The 22980-nt window shown below is 32.4% G+C and carries 21 protein-coding genes; 12 read left to right on the forward strand and 9 right to left on the reverse strand.

What is annotated here, in order from left to right; all coding sequences use genetic code 11:
- Window positions 1–519 carry a DUF3124 domain-containing protein gene (locus QLS71_RS15725; protein ID WP_308992844.1) on the forward strand — a complete coding sequence of 173 codons (519 nt, stop codon included), beginning with the start codon at window positions 1–3 and terminating at the stop codon, window positions 517–519.
- 279 nt (window positions 520–798) lie between these two features.
- On the opposite strand, the gene QLS71_RS15730 is transcribed toward QLS71_RS15725, so the two are convergent.
- Window positions 799–1680, reverse strand: coding sequence for a lysophospholipid acyltransferase family protein (locus QLS71_RS15730; RefSeq protein ID WP_308992843.1), 882 nt, complete (start codon window positions 1678–1680; stop codon window positions 799–801).
- Between the two features lie 62 nt (window positions 1681–1742).
- On the opposite strand from QLS71_RS15730, the gene QLS71_RS15735 reads away from it, so the two are divergent.
- The 4 genes from QLS71_RS15735 (at window position 1743) to cmk (ending at window position 7037) form a co-directional block, all read left to right on the forward strand.
- Window positions 1743–2393, forward strand: coding sequence for a rhomboid family intramembrane serine protease (locus QLS71_RS15735; RefSeq protein ID WP_308992842.1), 651 nt, complete (start codon window positions 1743–1745; stop codon window positions 2391–2393).
- 212 nt (window positions 2394–2605) lie between these two features.
- On the forward strand, window positions 2606–5056 hold the full coding sequence (gene lon / locus QLS71_RS15740; protein ID WP_308992841.1) for an endopeptidase La: 2451 nt from the start codon (window positions 2606–2608) through the stop codon (window positions 5054–5056).
- 158 nt (window positions 5057–5214) lie between these two features.
- Entirely contained in the window at window positions 5215–6234 is a 1020-nt protein-coding gene (gene porQ, locus QLS71_RS15745) for a type IX secretion system protein PorQ (protein ID WP_308992840.1), read from the forward strand.
- Window positions 6235–6341: 107 nt separating this feature from the next.
- Window positions 6342–7037, forward strand: coding sequence for a (d)CMP kinase (gene cmk / locus QLS71_RS15750; RefSeq protein ID WP_308992839.1), 696 nt, complete (start codon window positions 6342–6344; stop codon window positions 7035–7037).
- 96 nt (window positions 7038–7133) lie between these two features.
- Here the strand turns inward: cmk and QLS71_RS15755 are convergent, their stop codons facing one another.
- Window positions 7134–7514, reverse strand: coding sequence for a LysM peptidoglycan-binding domain-containing protein (locus tag QLS71_RS15755; RefSeq protein WP_308992838.1), 381 nt, complete (start codon window positions 7512–7514; stop codon window positions 7134–7136).
- Window positions 7515–7855: 341 nt separating this feature from the next.
- On the opposite strand from QLS71_RS15755, the gene rpsA reads away from it, so the two are divergent.
- From rpsA to QLS71_RS15780, 5 genes are all read left to right on the forward strand, one after another.
- The gene (rpsA, locus tag QLS71_RS15760; protein WP_308992837.1) at window positions 7856–9703 is read left to right on the forward strand and encodes a 30S ribosomal protein S1; all 1848 of its coding nucleotides are present in this window, start codon (window positions 7856–7858) and stop codon (window positions 9701–9703) included.
- A 297-nt stretch (window positions 9704–10000) separates the two neighbouring features.
- Window positions 10001–10540: a bifunctional pyr operon transcriptional regulator/uracil phosphoribosyltransferase PyrR gene (gene pyrR / locus QLS71_RS15765; RefSeq protein ID WP_308992836.1), complete on the forward strand. Its 540-nt coding sequence runs from the start codon at window positions 10001–10003 to the stop codon at window positions 10538–10540.
- A 103-nt stretch (window positions 10541–10643) separates the two neighbouring features.
- Complete coding sequence (locus QLS71_RS15770) at window positions 10644–11573, forward strand: aspartate carbamoyltransferase catalytic subunit (protein WP_308992835.1); 930 nt, start codon at window positions 10644–10646, stop codon at window positions 11571–11573.
- A 3-nt stretch (window positions 11574–11576) separates the two neighbouring features.
- Window positions 11577–11909 carry a ribonuclease Z gene (locus QLS71_RS15775; protein ID WP_308992834.1) on the forward strand — a complete coding sequence of 111 codons (333 nt, stop codon included), beginning with the start codon at window positions 11577–11579 and terminating at the stop codon, window positions 11907–11909.
- 75 nt (window positions 11910–11984) lie between these two features.
- Entirely contained in the window at window positions 11985–12890 is a 906-nt protein-coding gene (locus QLS71_RS15780; protein ID WP_308992833.1) for a ribonuclease Z, read from the forward strand.
- Here the strand turns inward: QLS71_RS15780 and QLS71_RS15785 are convergent.
- The 3 genes from QLS71_RS15785 to QLS71_RS15795 all read right to left on the reverse strand — a co-directional run bounded on the left by QLS71_RS15785 (window position 12880) and on the right by QLS71_RS15795 (window position 14380).
- Window positions 12880–13296 carry a hypothetical protein gene (locus QLS71_RS15785; RefSeq protein ID WP_308992832.1) on the reverse strand — a complete coding sequence of 139 codons (417 nt, stop codon included), beginning with the start codon at window positions 13294–13296 and terminating at the stop codon, window positions 12880–12882. The genes QLS71_RS15780 and QLS71_RS15785 overlap by 11 nt on opposite strands.
- Before the next feature lie 153 nt (window positions 13297–13449).
- Entirely contained in the window at window positions 13450–13866 is a 417-nt protein-coding gene (locus QLS71_RS15790) for a hypothetical protein (protein WP_308992831.1), read from the reverse strand.
- A gap of 109 nt (window positions 13867–13975) precedes the next feature.
- Complete coding sequence (locus QLS71_RS15795) at window positions 13976–14380, reverse strand: hypothetical protein (RefSeq protein WP_308992830.1); 405 nt, start codon at window positions 14378–14380, stop codon at window positions 13976–13978.
- 184 nt (window positions 14381–14564) lie between these two features.
- On the opposite strand from QLS71_RS15795, the gene pdxH reads away from it, so the two are divergent.
- On the forward strand, window positions 14565–15212 hold the full coding sequence (pdxH, locus tag QLS71_RS15800; protein WP_308992829.1) for a pyridoxamine 5'-phosphate oxidase: 648 nt from the start codon (window positions 14565–14567) through the stop codon (window positions 15210–15212).
- A 165-nt stretch (window positions 15213–15377) separates the two neighbouring features.
- Entirely contained in the window at window positions 15378–15872 is a 495-nt protein-coding gene (locus tag QLS71_RS15805; protein ID WP_308992828.1) for a CAP domain-containing protein, read from the forward strand.
- Window positions 15873–16109: 237 nt separating this feature from the next.
- Here QLS71_RS15805 and QLS71_RS15810 read toward each other — a convergent pair whose 3' ends face one another.
- The 4 genes from QLS71_RS15810 to QLS71_RS15825 form a co-directional block, all read right to left on the reverse strand.
- The gene (locus tag QLS71_RS15810) at window positions 16110–17912 is read right to left on the reverse strand and encodes an exo-alpha-sialidase (protein ID WP_308992827.1); all 1803 of its coding nucleotides are present in this window, start codon (window positions 17910–17912) and stop codon (window positions 16110–16112) included.
- A 231-nt stretch (window positions 17913–18143) separates the two neighbouring features.
- The gene (locus QLS71_RS15815; protein ID WP_308992826.1) at window positions 18144–20063 is read right to left on the reverse strand and encodes an OmpA family protein; all 1920 of its coding nucleotides are present in this window, start codon (window positions 20061–20063) and stop codon (window positions 18144–18146) included.
- A 68-nt stretch (window positions 20064–20131) separates the two neighbouring features.
- Complete coding sequence (locus QLS71_RS15820) at window positions 20132–22048, reverse strand: OmpA family protein (RefSeq protein ID WP_308992825.1); 1917 nt, start codon at window positions 22046–22048, stop codon at window positions 20132–20134.
- A gap of 10 nt (window positions 22049–22058) precedes the next feature.
- Complete coding sequence (locus tag QLS71_RS15825) at window positions 22059–22979, reverse strand: type IX secretion system membrane protein PorP/SprF (RefSeq protein WP_308992824.1); 921 nt, start codon at window positions 22977–22979, stop codon at window positions 22059–22061.
- Window position 22980 lies beyond the last annotated feature (1 nt).

Below are 22980 nucleotides of genomic sequence, written 5' to 3' on the forward strand. Positions count from 1 at the left end.
ATGAAAAATATAAATAAGCTAATATCATTAGTAATCATTTTGCTTTTTATTTATTCATGCGATGAGTCGAAAGAAATAAGTTCAATAGATGCTACAAACTGGGAAAATAGAACCGTTACTAATTCGCTAAGTGATAGTTTGGTACATGGAAAAACTTATTTATCTGTCTATTCTCAAATATATAGTGAAACAGAACATAGAATACATAGCTTAACAGCTACCGTTAGTCTTAGGAATATTAACACTAAAGATACTGTTTTTGTTGATAAGGCTACCTATTATAATACCCATGGCGAAGCCATTAGAAGCTATTTTGATAAAACCATTTTTATAGCACCTATGGAAACGGTTGAAATTATAATTGATGAATCAGACAAAGAGGGTGGAACAGGAGCCAATTTTTTATTTGACTGGAGCATCAAATCAAATTCTAACGCCCCTTTTTTCGAAAGTGTTATGATTTCTACTTCAGGTCAACAAGGGATTTCATTCACCACTCAAGGAAAAAATATAAATTAATTTAAACTTAAACTATAAGCAAAATTCTTTTATATAAATCAAAAAGGAATTGTTATTCGAATAACATGATGAACTACTTAAACTTTTAACAGAAAGAGAATATAGATAATTACAAAAACTTGGAGATTTTAATTAGAAACGTCTAGTTGCATATAACTACAGACATTAAAAACTAGGAGTTGCTTTTTTGCCGATTTTAGGTTTAATAATTATATATCTACGGAATCGAATCTTATTATGCTAGTAGAGGCTTTTCAGGTTCATTACGTATTTAAGTTTTTAACTTTTAGCTCTTTTTTTATGTTTCCAACGCTTATGAGTCCAGAAATAATACTCTGGTGCTTTATATATTTGTTTTTCAACTTCATGTAAAAAGATATCTGTTAATTCAAAATCTTTGTAATCCTTAGGATTTTCAGCAAGTGTTATAATTTCAGCTTCATAGTATCCACGTTTTACTTTATTCACTTTTAAGTAGGCAATGGTTAAATCTAATTTTTTAGCTAACCGCTCAGCTCCAGTAAAACAAGGGGTTTCTATGCCCATAAATGTACCCCAATATACTTCCTTGGTGAGACGAGGTGATTGGTCGCTTAAAAAAGCCGTGATACTTTTGTTTCCTTCAGCTTCACTTTGGTTAATCACACTAATAGTTTCTTTGGTGCTAATTAACTGTGTATTGTATTTGGAACGAATATCTCTTACTAATTTATCAAAATGGATATTTGCTAATTTTTTATAAACGCCAAATCCTTTAAATTTTGTATAAGTTTGCAAAACAAGCGACCACTCCCAACTTGCGTAGTGACCATACATTAATAAAATACTTTTATTCAACGATTCTAAACGTTGAAATTCTTCTGGATTTAGCAATACAAAACGTTTTTTTAATTCGGTTTCAGAAATCGCCATGGTTTTAGCCATTTCTAAAAACATATCGCATAAATGCTTGTAGAATTTTTTTTGAATTAAAATGATTTCCTTTTCAGATTTATTAGGAAAAACAAGTTGTAAATTACTGTAAACTATTTTTTTTCGATACCCTATAATGTAGTAAAGTAATATGAATATACCATCAGAAACCAAGTAAAGTAATCTAAACGGAAGTATGGAAACTAACCACAAAATGGGATAAATAAGAATATATGCTAAAAGTTGCATGAATTAATTTTAGATTTGTAGCAGCAAATATATGTTAATTTAGAACTTAAACTTTACACTTCATGGGCAATTTAGATTTAGTAACCATCATTATTATTGCAGCAAATGTTATTATCTCCTATAAAGGCTTTGGTGATTATGCTTTTTTTGACAGATATAAATTTACTGTAGGTGGTGTTCAAAGAGGCGAGAAGGTACGTATGTTTAGTAGCGGTTTTTTACATGTAGATACACAGCATTTATTATTTAACATGTTAACATTGTATTTTTTCGCAGCTCCGGTTATTGATTACGTGGCTCCACTAGGGTTTATTATTATTTATATTGTAAGTCTTGCTGCAGGAAGCTTACTATCATTATACTTTCATAAAAATGAGTATCATTACAGTGCTGTGGGGGCTAGTGGTGCGGTTACCGGTATTTTATATGCGGCCATATTATTACAACCAGGAATGAAACTTATGATGTTTTTTATTCCGATACCTATTCCAGCATATTTATTTGGTATTGGGTATTTAATGTATTCTATTTACGGCATGAAAAACCGAGTAGGTAATATAGGTCATGATGCTCATTTTGGTGGTGCTATTGGTGGGTTTGCTGCAACACTTATTCTAGCGCCATATTTATTCCAAACTAATTTACTTATGATTGGGTTGTTATTAATACCAATCATTTTGCTGTTTATATTGAAGAAAATGGGGAAGATATAGTTTATTTGAAAACTATAAATTCAGAATCTAAAGAATCTAACATATCTAAAAACCTAATAATTTAACAATTGGCATAGCTATTGAATTTATATACTGAATAAATATTGTTATATTGTTTTAATTAACTGATATTCAAAACTATATTGTTTTTTATGAATTATTAAAAATAAAGGATCTAATAGTTTTTATGACATATTGACCTAAATACATATATGAAAAAATCTAATTTTATATCTCTAGACAGTTTGTCATTACAGGATTTTGATGAGAATTCGGAATTAATCCCGTTAATGACACCTGAAGATGAAGAAGAAATAAATAACGAAAAATTACCAGAAACACTTCCTATTTTGTCTTTACGAAATACGGTGTTATTTCCAGGTGTGGTTATTCCTATTACGGCGGGTCGCGACAAATCTATCCGACTCATAAACGATGCAAATAAAGGTAGTAAAGTAATTGGTGTCGTGGCTCAAAAAGACGAATCAGTCGAGAACCCTACAGCAAAGGAAATTCACGAAATTGGTACGGTTGCTAAAATTTTACGTGTTTTAAAAATGCCCGATGGTAATGTAACTGTTATTATTCAAGGTAAAAAACGCTTTAAAGTGGCCGAAGTCCTTACTGAGGATCCGTATATGAATGCCACTGTTAGAGAGATTCCAGAAGCAAGACCAGCACAAAAAAATAAAGAATTTATAGCTATTATTGAATCTATTAAAGACTTAGCACTCAATATCATTAAAGAAAGTCCAAACATTCCAAGTGAAGCGTCTTTTGCTATTAAAAATATTGAAAGTGATTCGTTTTTAATCAATTTTGTGTCGTCTAACATGAATCTAACAGTGGCTGAAAAGCAAGCTCTGTTGCAAATTGATGACCTTAAAAAACGTGCTCTAGCCACGCTTAAGTTTATGAATGTCGAGTTCCAGAAGTTGGAACTTAAAAATGATATTCAGTCTAAAGTGCAGATGGATATGAGTCAGCAACAACGCGAATATTTCTTGCATCAACAAATGAAAACCATTCAAGAAGAATTGGGAGGTTTGAATCATGAAGAAGAGATTGAAGAAATGCGTATGCGTGCCGATCAAAAGTTATGGGACGAAAATGTGGCCAATCATTTTGAAAAAGAGCTGTCTAAAATACAACGTATGAATCCGCAAGTGGCGGAATATTCCATTCAGCGTAATTATTTAGAATTGTTTTTAGATTTACCTTGGAACGAGTTTAGTAAGGATAAATTCGATTTAAAGCGTGCCATGAAAATTTTAGACCGTGATCATTTTGGTTTGGAAGATGTAAAACGCCGTATTATTGAATATCTAGCAGTTTTGAAATTACGTAACGATATGAAATCACCTATTTTGTGTTTATACGGACCTCCTGGAGTTGGTAAAACATCTTTAGGAAAATCGATAGCAGAAGCTTTAGGAAGAGAATATGTTCGTATTTCCTTAGGAGGTTTACGTGATGAAGCGGAAATTCGAGGTCATAGAAAAACCTATATTGGTGCTATGCCAGGACGTATCATTCAAAGTTTAAAAAAGGCGGGGACCTCAAATCCTGTGTTTGTTTTAGATGAGATAGATAAATTGTCTAATTCAAATCAAGGGGATCCATCTTCTGCGATGTTGGAAGTGTTAGATCCAGAGCAAAATAGTGAGTTTTATGATAACTTTTTAGAAATGGGTTACGACCTGTCTAAAGTTATGTTTATAGCGACTTCAAACAGCTTATCAACCATACAACCTGCACTGAGAGACCGTATGGAAATTATAAATGTAACAGGTTATACTATTGAAGAAAAGGTTGAAATTGGTAAACGTCATTTACTTCCAAAACAATTAAAAGAACATGGTTTAACCGATGCGCATCTTAAAATAGGGAAAGCACAGTTAGAGAAAATTGTTGAAGGCTATACGCGTGAATCTGGTGTTCGTGGTTTAGAAAAGCAAATTGCAAAAATGGTGCGTTATGCAGCAAAAAATATTGCCATGGAGGAAGATTACCATATTAAAGTAACTAACGAAGATGTTATTGAAGTATTGGGAGGGCCTAAATTAGAACGCGATAAATACGAAAACAATAATGTCGCAGGTGTTGTAACAGGATTAGCTTGGACTAGTGTTGGAGGAGATATATTGTTCATTGAATCTATTTTATCAAAGGGAAAAGGAACATTGACTATTACGGGTAATTTAGGCACCGTAATGAAAGAATCTGCTACTATTGCTATGGAATATATCAAATCGAATGCTGAAGAATTTGGAATTGATTCAGAAGTTTTTGAAAAATATAATGTGCATATTCACGTACCTGAAGGAGCCACACCAAAAGACGGGCCAAGTGCTGGTGTTACCATGTTAACATCCTTAGTATCCTTATTCACACAACGTAAAGTGAAGAAAAGTTTAGCCATGACAGGTGAAATTACGCTTCGAGGCAAAGTGCTTCCTGTTGGTGGTCTTAAAGAAAAAATCCTTGCTGCTAAACGCGCTAGAATTAAAGAAATATTACTTTGTGAAGAAAATCGACGCGATATTGAAGAAATAAAGCAAGATTACTTAAAAGGATTAACCTTTCATTATGTAACCGATATGAGTGATGTTATTAAAATAGCACTCACAAACCAAAAGGTTGTTAATGCTAAGAAGCTATAAAATGTTATTTATGTAAAAACCTCGATTCATTTCGAGGTTTTTTTATGAATCCCGTTACTTAAATGGAAATTGAATAAAACTCAATGAATTCTTTTCGATTAAAATAAAAGATATATACAACCGTTTTAAGATAGATTTACTTACTTTGTATTGTAAATATGCTAAAGAAAATTATCACGCTTTTTTATCTGCTTTTTAGTATCTTAACCTATGCACAGGTAGGAGGTGAGTCTACTTACCAATTCCTAAATTTGGTTTCATCGCCTCGTCAAGCAGCTTTAGGAGGAAAAGTACTAACTATAGTAGATTATGATGTGACACAAGGGCTTTACAATCCAGCAACTATTAACGTTGATATGGATAACCAATTAGCATTAAACTACACCAGTTATTTAGGAGGTATTAGTTATGGAACAGCGGCGTACGCTTATACTGTGAATAGACGAGCCAATACATTTCATGCGGGTATTACCTATGTTAATTATGGTTCTTTTGATGGGTATGATGAAGATGGGAATTCAACAGGTACCTTTACAGGAAATGAAACAGCTTTATCTTTTGGTTATGCGATGCAAATAGGTTATTCCGATTTTTATATAGGCACTAATGTAAAATTGATTACCTCAAAATTAGAACAATATAGTTCATTTGGAGCAGCGATAGATTTGGGCTTATTATATATCAATGAAGATTTAGATTTTCATGCAGCTGTAGCAGTTAGAAATTTCGGAACTCAAATTACTACCTATGCAGGTCTTAGAGAAAAACTTCCTTTTGAAGTCGACTTTGGCATGTCGCAAACTTTAGAAAACGTGCCAATTCGTTGGCATATTACTTTAGAGAATTTACAAGAATGGCCCATCGCAAGGCCAAATCCAGCGAGAACAACCAGTGATTTAAATGATAATCAAACTGATGAAAAAATAGGCTTTTTAGGACAAGTAATGCGACATAGTATTTTTGGGGCTGAAATTTTTCCCGAAGGCGGATTTAATATTCGTTTAGGATATAATTTTAGAAGGGCCGAAGAACTACGAATAGTGGATCAACGAAATTTTTCAGGGTTATCGGCAGGTTTTTCAATAAAAATGAATAAAATGCGCTTTAGTTATACACATGCTAAATACACAAGTGCTGCTAATTCAAACTTTTTTGGTTTGCAGATTGATTTGCATTAATCAGTACCTAAGTATTTAAAGTTATAAGTCATCTTAGTTATAATAAAAGGAAAATATATATATTTAAAGCAAGAGTTAAACAATTAAACTTTTCAACGAACTGATAAATGAAAAAAATAACCATAGCTATAGACGGATTTTCTTCCACAGGAAAAAGTACGGTTGCTAAACAAATTGCAAACCATTTAGGCTATGTGTATGTAGATTCTGGAGCGATGTACCGAGCTGTTACCTATTATGCCATGCAACAAGGATTTATAGACGTCAATCATTTTGATATTGAGGGTTTAGTCGCTAATTTGAAAACTATTGATATTAGATTTAAGTTTAATAACAAGTTTGGTTTTGCTGAAGTGTATCTTAATGATATGAATATTGAAAACGATATACGTACTTTAGAAGTTTCAAGTTTTGTTAGTAAGGTTGCCGAAATATCTGAAGTGCGTCAAAAGCTTGTAGAACAACAAAAGCAATTAGGAAAAGATGGAGGTGTTGTTATGGATGGTCGCGATATCGGTACCGTGGTATTTACGGATGCTGAACTTAAATTATTTATGACAGCTTCTGCTGAAACAAGAGCAGAAAGACGGTATTCAGAATTGATAGAAAGAGGGGATGCTGTTACTTATGAAGCTGTTTTAAAAAATGTTCAAGAACGCGACTATATAGATTCCCATAGAAAAGATTCACCTTTAACAAAAGCCAAAGACGCTATTCAAATAGATAATTCTAATATGACTCTACAAGAACAGTTCGATAAAATTTTAGAGCTTGTAAACGTTACCTTAGAAAATGTAAATTGATGCTTAGTTTACACATGAAACTTCAGTTTTTTATAAAAAAAAAACGAACCTCTAACTAATTTAAAGATTCGTTTCTTAATTTTAAAAGGAGTTGTCCTATAAATTAGGTATTACTAATTCTTGTCCAGGTTGTATTAAATCTGGGTTCTTTAAAATATTAGTATTCGCATTAAATATAGCTTGGTATTTAGACGCATTGTCATAATATTGTTTTGCTATTTTACCAAGAGTTTCACCGCTTTTTACGGTATGTCTGTGGTAAATACTTTCATCCGCCACAGTAATATTTGCTTTAATGTCACTTGGACTTTCCCCACCTATTTCTTTAATTTTATCCCAAATTAAGTTTTTTTCATACGGGGTGTTAGCAGTACCTTTCACTTTTAAGATGCCGTTTTCTTCTGAAACATCGCCATTTTTAATGTTTAATTTTTCACCTAAATCTAGTACTGATTGGTATTTTGCTTTTACTGCCATAATTATAAATGTTTAAATAGTTTATTCTGTCTTAAATATAGTGAATTATTCAACGATACTTCATTAATTTAAGGTTAACTTTTGATGTTGGTAATAGTAACTTATCTTTATAAGTAAAATACATGAATTTTATTTACTCATTTTTAGGGAATTAAGCTAATAATTCTTATTTTTGCACTCCTTTTAGCAAATCTTAAGGAAGATAGAAGGAACTAAGAAACAAAAAAATAATAACACTTCTGTGTGTTTATTGCTTAAATCTTCCAAAATATACAGAATACAAAACACAGTGTAATGACGTTTCTAATAAGTAGAAATTAAATTACATAATTATCTTTTAAATGGCTGAAAAAGCAAATCAAGCTGAAGTGGAAGCAACTACCGCTCCAACAGTTGAAGCTCCAGTAGTATCTGAAGCGAAAGCAAATCCTGAAAAATTCTTAGCAGACTTTAACTGGCACAATTACCAAGAAGGTATTGACGAAGTTGATGAAAAACAACTACAAGAATTTGAAAAATTAGTAGCAGAAAATTTCGTTGATACTCTTAACGATGAAGTTGTTGAAGGTACCGTAGTACACATTTCTGATAGAGATGCTATTATTGATATCAACGCAAAATCTGAAGGTGTTATCTCTTTAAACGAATTTCGTTACAATCCTAACTTAGCAGTTGGTGACAAAGTAGAAGTATTAATTGATGTTCGTGAAGATGCAACAGGACAATTAGTATTATCTCACAGAAAAGCTCGTGTAATCAAAGCATGGGACAGAGTTATTAAAGCTAATGAAACTGGTGAAATCGTTAACGGTTTTGTTAAATGTAGAACGAAGGGTGGTATGATTGTAGATGTATTCGGTATCGAAGCATTCTTACCAGGTTCTCAAATTGACGTGAAACCAATTAGAGATTACGATCAGTACGTAAATAAAACTATGGAATTCAAAGTTGTGAAAATCAACCACGAATTTAAAAACGTAGTAGTATCTCATAAAGCACTTATTGAGGCTGATATTGAAGTACAGAAAAAAGAAATTATTGGTCAATTAGAAAAAGGTCAAGTATTAGAAGGTATTGTTAAAAATATCACTTCTTACGGTGTATTCATCGATCTTGGTGGTGTAGATGGTTTAATCCACATTACCGATTTATCTTGGTCTCGTATCAATCATCCAAACGAGATTGTAGAATTAGATCAAAAACTTAACGTGGTAATCCTTGATTTTGATGAAAACAAATCAAGAATCCAATTAGGTCTTAAACAATTATCTAAACACCCATGGGAAGCATTAGCTGATACAGTGGCTGTTGGTGATAAAGTAAAAGGTAAAGTAGTTGTTATTGCAGATTACGGTGCATTTATTGAAGTAGCTGATGGTGTTGAAGGTTTAATTCACGTTTCTGAAATGTCTTGGTCTACACACTTACGTTCAGCTCAAGATTTCGTTAATGTTGGTGATGAAGTTGAAGCAGTTATCTTAACTTTAGATAGAGAAGATCGTAAAATGTCTTTAGGTATCAAACAATTAACATCTGATCCTTGGACTGATATTACAGCTAAATACCCATTAGGTTCTAAGCACACAGGTATTGTTCGTAACTTTACAAACTTTGGTGTTTTTGTTGAATTAGAAGAAGGTATCGATGGATTAATTTACATCTCCGATTTATCTTGGACTAAGAAAATCAAACATCCATCTGAGTTCTGTGCAGCTGGTGATAAATTAGAAGTTATCGTATTAGAGTTAGATGTTGAAGGACGTAAATTATCTTTAGGTCACAAACAAACAACTGTAAATCCTTGGGATGCTTATGAAACTGATTTCGCTTTAGAAACTGTTCACACAGGTGAAATTTCTGAAATCGTTGATAAAGGCGCTACTGTAGAATTTAACGAAGACATCGTTGCTTTCATTCCTACACGTCACCTTGAAAAAGAAGATGGTAAGAAATTAGTAAAAGGAGAAACGGCTGAATTCAAGATCATTGAATTCAACAAAGAGTTCAAACGTGTTGTAGCATCTCACACTGCTATTTTTAAAGCAGAAGAAATTGCAAACGTTAAAGCTGCTGCTAAGAAAATAGAAGCACAAGCTGCCGAGTCTAAACCGACTTTAGGTGACGCTAACGAAGCATTACAAGCTCTTAAAGATAAAATGGACGGAAAAGCAGCAAAAAGCAAAAAATAATTTTGCGATTTTAAGCTAGAAATACATTTATAATTTTAAAGCCTTCAAGAAATTGAAGGCTTTTTTTATGTCTTAAATATTATGAATTTTTGGGCGTGCCCCTAAAAAGGGTCGGGCTATTCGTTACAATCTTTTATTCGTGCCTCATAAAAGGATTTTCACTGCTATCCCTCACGCAATTTTCAAGGGGTAATTTTATTCATCAGGGTTATAAAACTTTTACAAGTATCAATTATTTATATTTCAATTTCTAATATTTTACATTACATTTGTATTCCGAATACGTTTGGATAGTCTATGAGTCAAAAAGTTTTACTTAACGCAAAAGAGGTAAACATCATTCTTCACCGATTGGCTTGTCAACTTATTGAAAAACATAACGACTTCTCAAAAACCGTTCTTATTGGTTTACAGCCACGTGGCGTGTTTTTAGCAAATAGAATCGCTAAAATATTACGAGAAGACTATAAAGTTAAAAACATTCAATTAGGTCATTTAGATATCACCTTTTTTAGAGACGATTTTCGAAGGGGAGAAAAAACGTTAGAAGCCAATAAAACACAAATCAATTTTCTAGTTGAAGATAAAAATGTGGTCTTTATAGATGATGTTTTATATACAGGCAGAAGCATTCGCGCCGCTTTAACAGCTATTCAATCGTTTGGAAGACCTAACGAAATTGAACTTTTAACGCTTATTGACAGGCGTTTTAGTAGACATTTACCCATACAACCTAACTATAGGGGAAGACAAGTAGATGTTATAAACAACGAAAAAGTAAAAGTAAACTGGAAAGAGCATGATAATGAAGATTCCGTTTATCTAATTGAAAAATAGAATCAATTAACAATTGATAATTAAAAATTAACAATGATAAGTTTCAGTTAAAAAAGCGCTAGTAACTTTTAAACTTTAAACTTTAAACTTTTAAATTAAAAAGATGAGCGAATTAAGTGTTAATCACTTATTAGGAATCAAGTATCTAAATAAACAAGATATTCAACTTATTTTTGAAACTGCCGATCATTTTAAGGAAGTGATTAACAGACCTATCAAAAAGGTGCCTTCGCTAAGAGATATTACCATTGCAAACTTATTCTTCGAAAATTCAACCAGAACTAAATTATCTTTCGAGTTGGCTGAAAAACGATTATCCGCCGATGTCCTTAATTTTTCATCATCACAATCTTCAGTAAAGAAAGGAGAAACTTTAATCGATACGGTTAATAATATCCTGTCTATGAAAGTGGATATGGTAGTTATGAGACATCCGAATCCTGGTGCAGGTGTGTTTCTGTCAAAGCATGTAAAAGCGAGTATTATCAACGCCGGAGATGGCGCACATGAGCATCCAACACAAGCTTTATTGGATTCGTATTCAATACGAGAAAAATTAGGAGGTGTCGCTGGGAAAAAAGTAGTTATTGTTGGGGATATTTTACATAGTAGGGTAGCACTCTCAAATATATTTGCTTTGCAATTACAAGGGGCACAGGTAATGGTTTGCGGGCCTAAAACGTTACTACCTAAATACATAAACACACTTGGAGTAAAGGTTGAAACAAATCTAATTAAAGCACTGAATTGGTGCGATGTAGCAAACATGTTACGGGTGCAGAACGAACGTATGGATATTAGCTATTTCCCATCCACTAGAGAATATACACAACAATTTGGAGTTAATAAAGAGTTGCTAGATTCTTTAAACAAAGAAATAACTATTATGCATCCTGGACCTATTAACAGAGGTGTAGAAATAACGAGTGATGTTGCCGATTCTAAACAATCCATTATTTTAGATCAAGTACAAAACGGGGTTGCAATTAGGATGGCAGTTATTTATTTATTAGCTTCAAAAATAAAACAGTAAATCATGATAATCGATCAAGACGGTAATATATCAATCATTACTCAAGAGAAAGCAACTATTGTTGAGCTAATAAAAAAAATACAAACCTTATATCCTAAATTCAAAAACAATAACATTATTGTAGCTTTATCTTCTTTAAACAAATTAGGTTTAGAAGATATCGTGGAATTTTTGGAACTATCAAATACCCATAGAGCTACAAAGCATTCTTTTGTAATTGTTTGTGATAAAATAGATTTAAATAGTGTTCCAGATGAAATAGTCGTTGTACCAACAAGTAAAGAAGCTTACGACATTATTGAAATGGAAGAAATGGAACGCGATTTAGGGTTCTAAATAGTTTGTTGTTTTGTTGTATGTCGTTTAGTTGAACACGGCTTAACAACTTAACAACTTAACAACTCACAAAAAATGAAATTAACCATATTAGGTTGTTACAGTGCCACACCAAGAGCTTTAACAAATACCACATCGCAAGTATTAGAAATAAACAATCACATGTTTTTAATAGATTGTGGTGAAGGTACTCAAGTGGAACTCCGCAAGCATAAAATTAAGTTTAATCGCATCAAGCATATCTTTATTTCCCATTTACACGGAGATCATTTTTTCGGTTTAGTGGGCTTAATATCTACTTTTAGATTGCTTACACGTGAAACAGAGTTACATATTTATGGTCCCAAAGGCATTAAAGAAGTCGTGACGCTTCAAATGAAATTAGCCGACTCTTGGACTAATTACCAGCTTATTTTTCATGAGTTGACTTCAGAAAATTCAGAATTGATTTTTGAAGATGAGGAAGTTGAAGTGTATACCATTCCTTTAAATCATCGGATATATACCAATGGCTATCTATTCAAAGAAAAAGAAGGGAATAGAAAATTAGATATTAATTTAGTTGAAGAAGCTAATATTCATATGGCTTACTATAGAAAATTAGCTCAAGGTTTTGATGTGACTAATAATGATGGTATTCTTATAAAAAATGAAACTGTAACCAAGGCAGGAGTAAAGCCTAAAAGTTATGCATTTTGTAGTGATACCATGTATAAAGAAGATATTGTTCCAATAATTAAAAATGTAGATGTGTTATATCATGAATCTACTTTTTTGGAAAAACATGCACATTTGGCGCCAAGAACGAAGCACTCAACAGCAAAAGAAGCTGCTAGTATTGCTAAACAAGCCAATGTAGGCACTTTGCTGCTTGGTCATTATTCTACGCGTTATGACGGCTTAAATTTATTTAAAGAAGAAGCACAGGAAGTATTTGAAAATGTGGAATTATGTGAAGACGGAAAAACGTTTAATTTCTAATTTCTTCGGAATTTAAAATCCATTGAACAGCTTCTTCTAGTGATTCACAAAGTTTTACACTGTTTTTTAAAAACATTTTTTCTAAAGTAGAACTCATAAAACCAGCGTCGTTGTACCATACTATGGCCGCTGCCTCAATAAAATCGTATTCTTTGCTGAAGGTTACCCAAACAAAAGGATCTATTGAATACGAATTCACTTTATTGGATATGAACCCAATTTTTTTAGAAGTACCATAAAGCTCAATAATCATGTTGGCAATTTTTTGAATTATCAACCAATCTACATGTATTTCATGGTTCAATTCAGCCACCACAAAATCTTCACAAATAAAAAACTTCCCGAAAGAAAGTTCTATTTTTTTATGAATAAACTTTGTTAGATTTTCAGACTCTTCAAACTTCATTGAAGTAGTAATATACAACTTTTTTTATAAATGAATATTTCTTTAAAGTTGATAATATATAAAACATGCACTAATAAAATAATCTGAGTTTGTTATAAATAAATAGTGTAGATTATTCTATCCGGGATATCTGTTTTGTATAAAACTACAATTTCAATCTTTTTTTAATTCTCTTAAATTAGATATCCATTGAAAAGCGACTTCTAAAGAATCACACCTTTTGATACTTTTTTTATAAAATTGCTTTTCAAGGGTGGCATTCATAAAAGCCATAGGGTTATAAGTTACTATAGCTGCAGCTACCATAATGCCATATTTTTCATCAATTTCTTCCCAAACTTGTGGATTCAAGGAGTATGAATTAAATCTATTTGAAATATAACCAATTTGTGCATCTGAGCCATAAAACATTATAAGTTCGTCCATAATGCTTTTTACCATTTCCCAATCAAAATGAATGCCTTCATTTAATTCAGAAATAAAAAAAGATTCTAATAAATAAAAGTTACCAAAAGGCCTTTCTATTTTATAATGCTTGATTTTAAAATATTGAGAGTTTTCGAATTTCATATTGTGGTTGGTTGGTTAGGTTATCGCTAATTTATAAAGTTAACTAATACAAAAGCACAAAGAAGTAAAATTTATTTGAAGGTTTTTTTAATATAAAATTATCTGAATATTATAGTGTAAATTTTAAAGCCCAATTTATAGCTTCATCAAGTGTTAAAAAGTGGTTGATATTCATATTTGTATATTTTTTTTCAAGCTTAGCATTCATATATGCCATTTTATTATAAGTAACTATGGCATTAGCTACAATAATATCATAGTCTTGTGCTACTGTTATCCAGGTTTGCGGATTCATGGAGTAGGAGTTAACTCTATTAGATATGTACACTAATTTTATGTCATTTCCATAAAAATTAATTAATTCAGACATAGCATCTTTAATCATTTCCCAATCAAAATGAACACCATCATTTAATTCTGAAATAATAAAAGTTTCTAAAAAGTAAAATGTACCAAAAGGCTTTACTAATTTATAATGAGACAATTTAGAGTAGTTAGATTCTTCAAATGTCATAAAGTTTAAGTTAAGGGAATTAATATTATAAAGTTTGGCAAAACTATCACAATTAAATATATTAAAAACATCTTTATGTAATTTTTTTATTACAAAATTTAGCTATAATGGCCAAGTTTTAAAAATCTTGGAGCATATTTTTATTTAGTTAAAAATTTAATTCAAAAACTTGTAAATTGCAAACATGGAACAAGATTTAAGCAATTACAGAAAATCATACGAAAAGAGTGAACTTTTATTAGATACTGCTCCAGAAAATCCAATGGAATTATTTCAAAAATGGTTTTATGAAGTAGATAAATTTTTTAATGAAGATGAAACCAATGCCATGACTATTAGTACTATTGGTTTAGATGGGTTTCCTAAAAGTAGGGTTGTACTATTAAAAAGGTTTACCTATGAAGGTTTTATTTTTTATACTAATTATAATAGTGAAAAGGGAAAAGCTATAGCCCATATGCCAAATGTTTGCTTATCTTTTTTTTGGCATGGCGCCGAACGTCAAATTATTATAAAAGGTAAGGCTGAAAAGATTGCAGAAAATTTAAGTGATGGCTATTTTGAATCGAGACCACGAGGAAGCCAATTAGGAGCATTAGTTTCTAACCAAAGTGAAGTTGTTACAGATAGAGATTACCTAGAGCAGAAGCTTTTAAAATTAGAAAAAGCATTTGAAGGTAAAGAAATACCCCGCCCATCACATTGGGGTGGTTATATAGTAAAACCTATAGAAATTGAATTTTGGCAAGGACGCCCTAATAGGTTACATGATAGAATTCGATACGAACTTCAAAATGATTACAGCTGGTTAATAAATCGATTATCTCCTTAAAATGCATGATGAAATACAATTATTTTATCAAAAAAATGCATTTGAACGATTAAATACAATATAAATCGATAAACAACGTGTTTTTAATCGAATTTAACATTTTATTAACGTTTACTTCAGTATAGTAGGTTAATTTTACAGAACCGAAACCTAAATTACCTACTTATGAAGTTATTATTTAAATTGCCATTAGTGGCACTGTTAGCTATTTTTAGCTTTTCTTGTACAACAGATAGTCTTGATGATAAAGCAGATTCAATTGAACTAAGTCTTATTACTCCAGAAACAAAATCCATTGAAGTAGAAATACTTGAACTTATTAATAACCACAGATTATCGTTAGGGCTAAATACTCTTACAGATATGTCCGTGGTAAAGTCGGTAGCATTTAGTCATACTGATTATATGGTAGGAAAAAACGAAGTATCGCATGCTAATTTTTATAAAAGAAGTGATTATTTAAAAGCAAATGCAGGCGCAACTAAAGTATCTGAAAATGTAGCTTATGGCTACAGTTCAGCAGACTCTGTTGTAAGAGCTTGGTTAAATAGCGACGGACACCGTGCAAACATTGAAGGTGATTATACAAACTTCGATTTAGCGGCCGAACAAAACGCCGAAGGGAAGTGGTATTACACCAATATTTTTATAAAAAAATAGAGTTGTTTTATTAGAAAAACAACTAAAACATAACCTTATTAATGACGTTTACTATATGTTATGGCATATTTAAAGAAGTTAATAGGTTATTTTAATAACTTTATAGTTATTGAATTTAGCTTTTGGTATAAATCCTCCCAGTTTTGGGAGGATTTTTTATGTTTGTACTAATTCTTAGTATTGACTTTAAGAATTTCAATGTTTGTCTATAAAAAACATATCTTATACTTCTGTCAACTAATCTTTACCCAATATCAAGCCATTAACAAATTGGTAGGTTTCAATTAACTTTCCTTTTTCACTCCAATGATGCGAGGGTCCATGAGCTACATATCCATAAAAATGGCGTTTTAAATCACGAGCTTCAGGTTTTAAGTTCCATCGAGATTCAATTTTCTTTTTGCCATTAGACCAATAATGTGTCCAAATACCTTGGTTTGTTTTTAAGTCACGCTGCCATTTCCAAACCAGTTTTCTATCTGGGGTCCAAAATGACTCTTCATCAGATTTACGCCCATTTTCATATATTGCCTTATGTTGTATTGTACCATTTTCATAGTAATCTATTTGGGTTCCATGAAGTAAATATCTCCCATGAGTACAAATTCTTGCGCTCCATGTTGATCGGACTTGTCCATTTGGATAGGTTTCAGAGAATTTTTTGATAGTTCCACCGGTTGTTTCAGGTGAAATATCACCATCATCAGACCAAACCCATGCTTCGTTGAATTCATAATGTAGACCTGGTAGAGAAACGGTGGTTAATAAATGAATGACACCATTGGGAGCTTGACGAGCTGTAACATAACCCAGTGAAGGATGATCCGTACGGTGATGTTGCGGAATCTGAACGGGAATTGTTTTAATATGCCAATTAGCTCCGTTATCTTTTGAAATTGCTACAAAGCAATTATTACCATAATTCCATCCTTTAGGGGGTGCAATTTTCTTTTTATGCATATAGGAATCACTCACCAAAAGCAAATTGCCTGAAGCGAGTCGAATCATGGATGGACGCTGAGCAGTACCTAAAGGAGGAAAAGGAGAAGGTTTGCTTTCACTCCAAGTAGCTCCCCAATCTGTTGAAACATTTGTGGGGGACCAACCATCTACATCTGAATTCTTACCGCCTATAGAAAGAAGATTACCTAAATCATCAAGAGGTAAAATTGTAGAATGTCTTCCTCCAGTTCGTCCACCCATATCTTGCCAATGGATACCGTTGTCTGTACTACGCCATAAGAAACTTTCGGCATCTACACCATCCATTGAAAAATAAATGGATTGATCGGGTCCACGAAACGCATTGGTAATGGGTTGGGCGGTATATCTAGTAGCAGGTTCATTAATTTGAGGAACAGAATAGATCCAGCTAGCACCATTGTCAGTAGATGTAGCCATACGAAATGGTACAAAATCTGATATTTCACGTCCACCACCGAAGAACCAAAGTTTTCCATTATCGTTCCAAAGTAAACCAGACTGATCATTAGTATCCTTTGTTTTAAAAAACAATTCAGGCATGTCCCAATCTTCAGAACCGTAACGCAAACGTGCTTGAGCAAAAGCAGTTGTAATGTCATTTTCAGATTTGCCCATTGGGGTGGTAAAATAGATAGCTAGAGCATCTCCATTGGGTAAAATTTCAAATCCAGGTGAATGATTGTGATGAAAGACCATGGAATCTATACCCACAAGTGCACCAACTTCTACCTCATTATAGGCTGGTGGCATAGGTAAAGCAAAACGTACAGTAAAATAAGGAATATCTGTGTTTGGACCTAAAGACGCTACTTCGGTATTTTGCTTAATTGCAGATTGACTGAAAGGAATAGATTTTGTTAAATCAATTACAAATTGAAGCTTATTAATAGAATCGCCTTTAGCCTCCATGTTTGTGCCCGCAGTGAAATTTGATGAAGAGATAGGAATAATTTTATTTGTAGTAGTAAGCGATGCTTTTTGGGAATACATGTTAAAAGAAAAGCTTATTATAAAGAAATACTGAAAAACAGATTTTTTAAGTTTAGTTAAATTCATATTATATTATTTAAATCATTTAAAAATAGTAATTATTTTTAAATGATTTAAATTGGTCTTTGTGAAAAAAAGATAAGGTAAAATGAATTTAATGTGCCAATCTTTTTGTTTATCAGTATTTTACGTTGTTTAATAATAAAGGAAGTTTTGCAACTTAAACAAAAAAACTCACTAGCAACATTGTTACTAATGAGTTTATCTACACTAAATTATTATTGAATTTTGGCTTGTTTAGTTTATTTCTACAACTATAAATTGGGTGCGTCTGTTTAATTGGTGTTGTGCTTCTGTGCAACGTACTGTACCGTTGCATTGGTTGGTTAATCTTTGTTCACCATAACCTTTGTGTTCTATAATTCTACTAGGGTTTATACCTTTATTTATTAAATAGTTGTAAGTAGCATTAGCTCTTTCTTCCGAGAGTACATTGTTGTATTTAGAGGTACCTCTAGCATCGGTGTGCGATGCTATTTTAATAACCATATTTGGGTAAGTAATCATCATTAAGTTTACAATTCTGTCTAATTCAATTGTACTATCCTGTCTTATATCATATTTATTAAAATCAAAATAAATAGATTGAAGCTCTGTAGTAGGTGTTATTTTATTTTTACTTGGACTTAATGCTATATTTGCATTCAGACTTGTCATATTTCTATCTATACCTTTTGATGTTATAGCTGTAGTGTTGTCTAAATAATCGTTGTTTTTAATATTTACATAGTAATCGGCGTCTCTATCAATATTGATGGTGTAATGTCCATTTTTTTCTGTTTGTAGAGTGGCAATAGGGTTGCTATTTCCATCTAGTAACGTTACTGTGGCATTCGTTATAGGAGTATTAGTTTCAGCATCGGTTACAGTACCTTCAATTTTTAATTGAGGGACTCTATCAAATGCATAAATATCATCACTACCAACACCGCCCTCTCTGTTTGAAGCAAAGTATCCAGACAAATCATTTTCATTCATAAAAAAAGAAAAATCGTCTTTGCTTGAATTTACAGGAACACCAAGATTGATAACACTAATAATTTGGTTATTTTCATTTGAAACTGTTCCGAAAATATCAAGCAAGCCCAATCCTGGGTGTCCATCGGAGGCCAAGAAAAGGTTTCCTTCATTGTTTATAAAAGGAAAACAGTCATTTTTATTAGTGTTAACAGGGGCTCCTAAGTTTTGAGGTGTGCCATATTCGTTATTGTTTATATCTACATAATAAATATCGGTGCCTCCTAAACCCCCAGGCATATCGGAAGTAAAGTAAAGTTTTGTTCCATCACTATTTAAAGCAGGATGTGCAATAGAATAGATACTGCTATTAAAAGGCACCTCTGCTATGTTGGTCCATTTACCATCATCTAATGTTGCTTTGTAGATTTTAAGATTTGTAAAACCTTCATCTGTTCTTCCTAAAACTTGTTTGCTAAAATCGTTTCTTGAAAAATACATGGTTTTTCCATCCTTTGAGATGGTTAAAGGTCCTTCATGATACACGGTATTAACGTTCCCTCTTAATTTAAATTTATTATTTACAATACTATCATTGCTAGATGCCGCTTTTATGTAAATGTCTAAAAAAGGTTCTTCATTCCAACCGTAATCATGTTTTGATACCCCTCCTTCGTCTCTTGAAGAAACAAAATAGATATTTTCATCTTTTTCGTAAGCACCAAAATCACTATACTTAGAGTTGAAATTAAGATCTTTAACTTTGTACTGTGGTTTGGCGTTGAAAATGGAGTTTATAAAATTGGCATCATTTAAAAATTTTGTCTCATTAATATCACCCCCCGCTTCTTTAAAGTGTTTTAACCACACACGAGATTCTTCATAATCATTAATCCCACGTAAGGCCTGCGCATATTTGTAATAGTATTGAGTTGGTATGTTTGGTTGTTGTACGGCTTTTTTATAATAAACCACCGCACTGTCTGGATTGCGCATGTATGCATAACAATCCGCTAATTGTCTGGTAGCATAATCGGCATTATCATTTTTAGAGATCAGTTCTTTATATACTGCAGTCGCATCTACAAAAGAGAATTTGTTGAATAAGTTATCAGCTTTCTTTTGTAAACCAGATTGGGAAAAAGTAGTAATACTTGATACCAAGACAACACTAGTTAATATGTAGTTTTTTAATCTCATGGGTATTTGTTTTAATTAAAAAATCTAGTAAAAGAATTTTTATTCATTGAAAACACATTTTGAATATTTTATTCCATCTTGACAACTATAAATTGTGTACGTCTGTTTAATTGGTGATCCACTTCTTCACAGTTTTCACCATCTTGACAACCATTTGTTAATCTACGTTCACCATAACCTTTATGTTCTGTAATTCTAGAAGGGTTGATGCCTTTGGAAATTAAATACTCATAGGTTGAATTGGCTCTGTCTATAGATAATTTATCGTTATAAGAAAGAGCACCTCTAGAATCGGTATGAGATTCAATGCGGATAACCATTTCCGGATAATCGTTTGTCATTAAATTTACAATCTTATCTAATTCTAAAGCAGCATCTTCTCTAATGTTGTGCTTGTCATAATCGAAGTAAATAGTATTTAATTCAGCAAGTTTTACAACATCAGGCAACGGATTTAATAACAAATTGGCTTGGATGCTTACAAGTTCTGTTTGAATGTTTTTAGATGTAAATGTTCTGTAATCATCGATGTATTTTTTCTGACTTGCAACAATTTTATAATCTTTATCTCTGTCGATATTTATTTGATAAAAACCATTTTCATCAGTTTCCATATAGGCAATTTGATTGCCTTTGTCATCAAACAATGTAATTATGGAATTAGGAACAGGTTTTGTGTTAACAGCATCGGTTACAACCCCTTCAACTTGTAATGTTGGCACTCTGTGAAATGCATAAATATCATCATCACCACGGCCTCCAGGTCTGTTAGAAGCAAAATAACCGGTAACGCCATTGGGGTTCATGGTAAACGAAAAATCATCTTTATTGGAGTTTATGGGAAGGCCTAAGTTTATAACATCAACAATTTCATTATTTTCACCTTGTATGGTTCCAAAAATGTCTAACATGCCTAACCCCGTGTGTCCATCGGAAGAAAAGAAGAGGGTTCCTTCATTATTAATAAAAGGAAAACCTTCTGCGCTTTCGGTATTTACTACTTTTCCAGCATTTTGAAGTTCTCTAAGGGTACCATCTGGATAAATATTAACCACCCAAATATCTGAACCACCATAACCACCAGGTCTGTCGGATGTAAAATATAATTTGGTGTCATCGCTATTTAAAGCCGCATGTTGTGTTGAAAATTCATCGCCATTTATAGATAGGTCTTCAATATCGGTCCATATGCTATCTCTTAAAGTAGCTCGATAGAGTTTCATGTTGGTAAGTCCTTTTTTATCTTTTACTTCAATTTGGTCTTTGTAGTTATTTCTTGAGAAATACATAGTGCGCCCATCTTTTGTAATGGTTACAGGGCCATCATGATAAATAGAATTTACATCGCCTTTTACTTTTGCCGTATGATCTACATTCTTCTTTGTGCCAACTTCGGTTACATACACATCTAAAAAGGGTTGTTCATTCCAGCCGTATAAACGTTTTACGGCAACACCTTCATCTCTTGACGATGCAAAGTAAACTTTACCAGCATGTTCAAAAGCCCCGAAATCGCTAAACTTAGAATTGAATCGAACTTTATCTAAAAAGTATTGCTGTTTTGCACCAAAAACACTTGTGATAAAATTGATGTCTTTAGAAAAATCGTTCACATTAACAACTCCTCCCGAGTCTTTATAACGTTGTAACCACTCTTGAGATTCGTCGTATTTTTTCATACCTCTAAGAGACTGTGCATATTTATAATAATATTCTACAGGCACATTGTCTTGTTTAACAACGTTTTTATAATATCTAGAAGCATTGTTTGGATCTCTTAAAAAGGCATAACAATCGGCCAGTTGTCTGGTTGCATAATCTTTATTGTAATTATTAGCAATAAGCTCTCTATAAACTTCGGCTGCTTTAACAAAAGAGAATTTATTAAATAGGGTGTCTGCTCGCTTTTGCTTTCCTTGTTGTGAAAACATAGAAACACTTAGCATGAATACGATACAGACTAATAAGTAATTTTTAACTTTCATAAAAATAGTATTAGAAATATCTTGGTGATTTTAATTTAGAACTTAAGAATTTGAATTCGTACATAAGTAATATTTCATGTGAACCCGTCGTGTAACTTGAAATCTCTGAAATTGGTTTTTCATAAGCATATCCAACACGCAGTTGTCTAGATATTTGAAAATCGACAATACCGCCAATGGCTGCTGTTTGTTCGTTTATTCTATACGAGCCCCCTAACCAAAACTTTTCGTTGAATAAGAAATTGGCGGTTAAATCGTAAGAAACAGGCGCTCCATTAGTAGCTTTTACTAAAAATGCTGGTTTTAATTTGATGTTTTTACTTAAATCAACCACCACACCACCTGTAAAATAGTAACTTAATCTATCTAAAGCTTCAAAGCCTTCTTCGGTATTTTTATCGGTATTTAAAACTCTTGGAGTTGATAATCCAAAGTAAACTCTGTTCGTACTCCAATAGACACCAAGTCCAATATTAGGTGTCCAACGATCTTCTATACCATAAATTGAAGGGTCAAAACTTTCCGTTTCGCGAAAATCGGGGTCTAAGCTGTACTGAGTAAAACCGCCCTTAATACCAAAAGCAAGTTTTCCTGTTCTTCCTGTTGGAATAGCATATGAAAAATCACCATATAAATATGTGAAATTCTCAGGACCTAAATCATCTTCAATAAAAGATAATCCGACACCGATTCTATCGTTTCTTAAAGGTGTGTGTACAGACAATGTTTGTGTTATTGGGCCACCTTTAAAACCAACCCATTGGCTTCGGTGTAATCCAACAATACTTAAAGCTTCTCTACTTCCTGCATATGCAGGGTTTATAGAGATTGTATTGTACATATACTGTGTGAATTGCGGTAATTGTTGTGCAACTCCAACCGTACAACTAAACAATGCAATAGCGATTATGGTATGTTTAATAAATTTCATA

This window comes from Mariniflexile litorale (assembly GCF_031128465.2).
GTDB lineage: Bacteria > Bacteroidota > Bacteroidia > Flavobacteriales > Flavobacteriaceae > Mariniflexile > Mariniflexile litorale.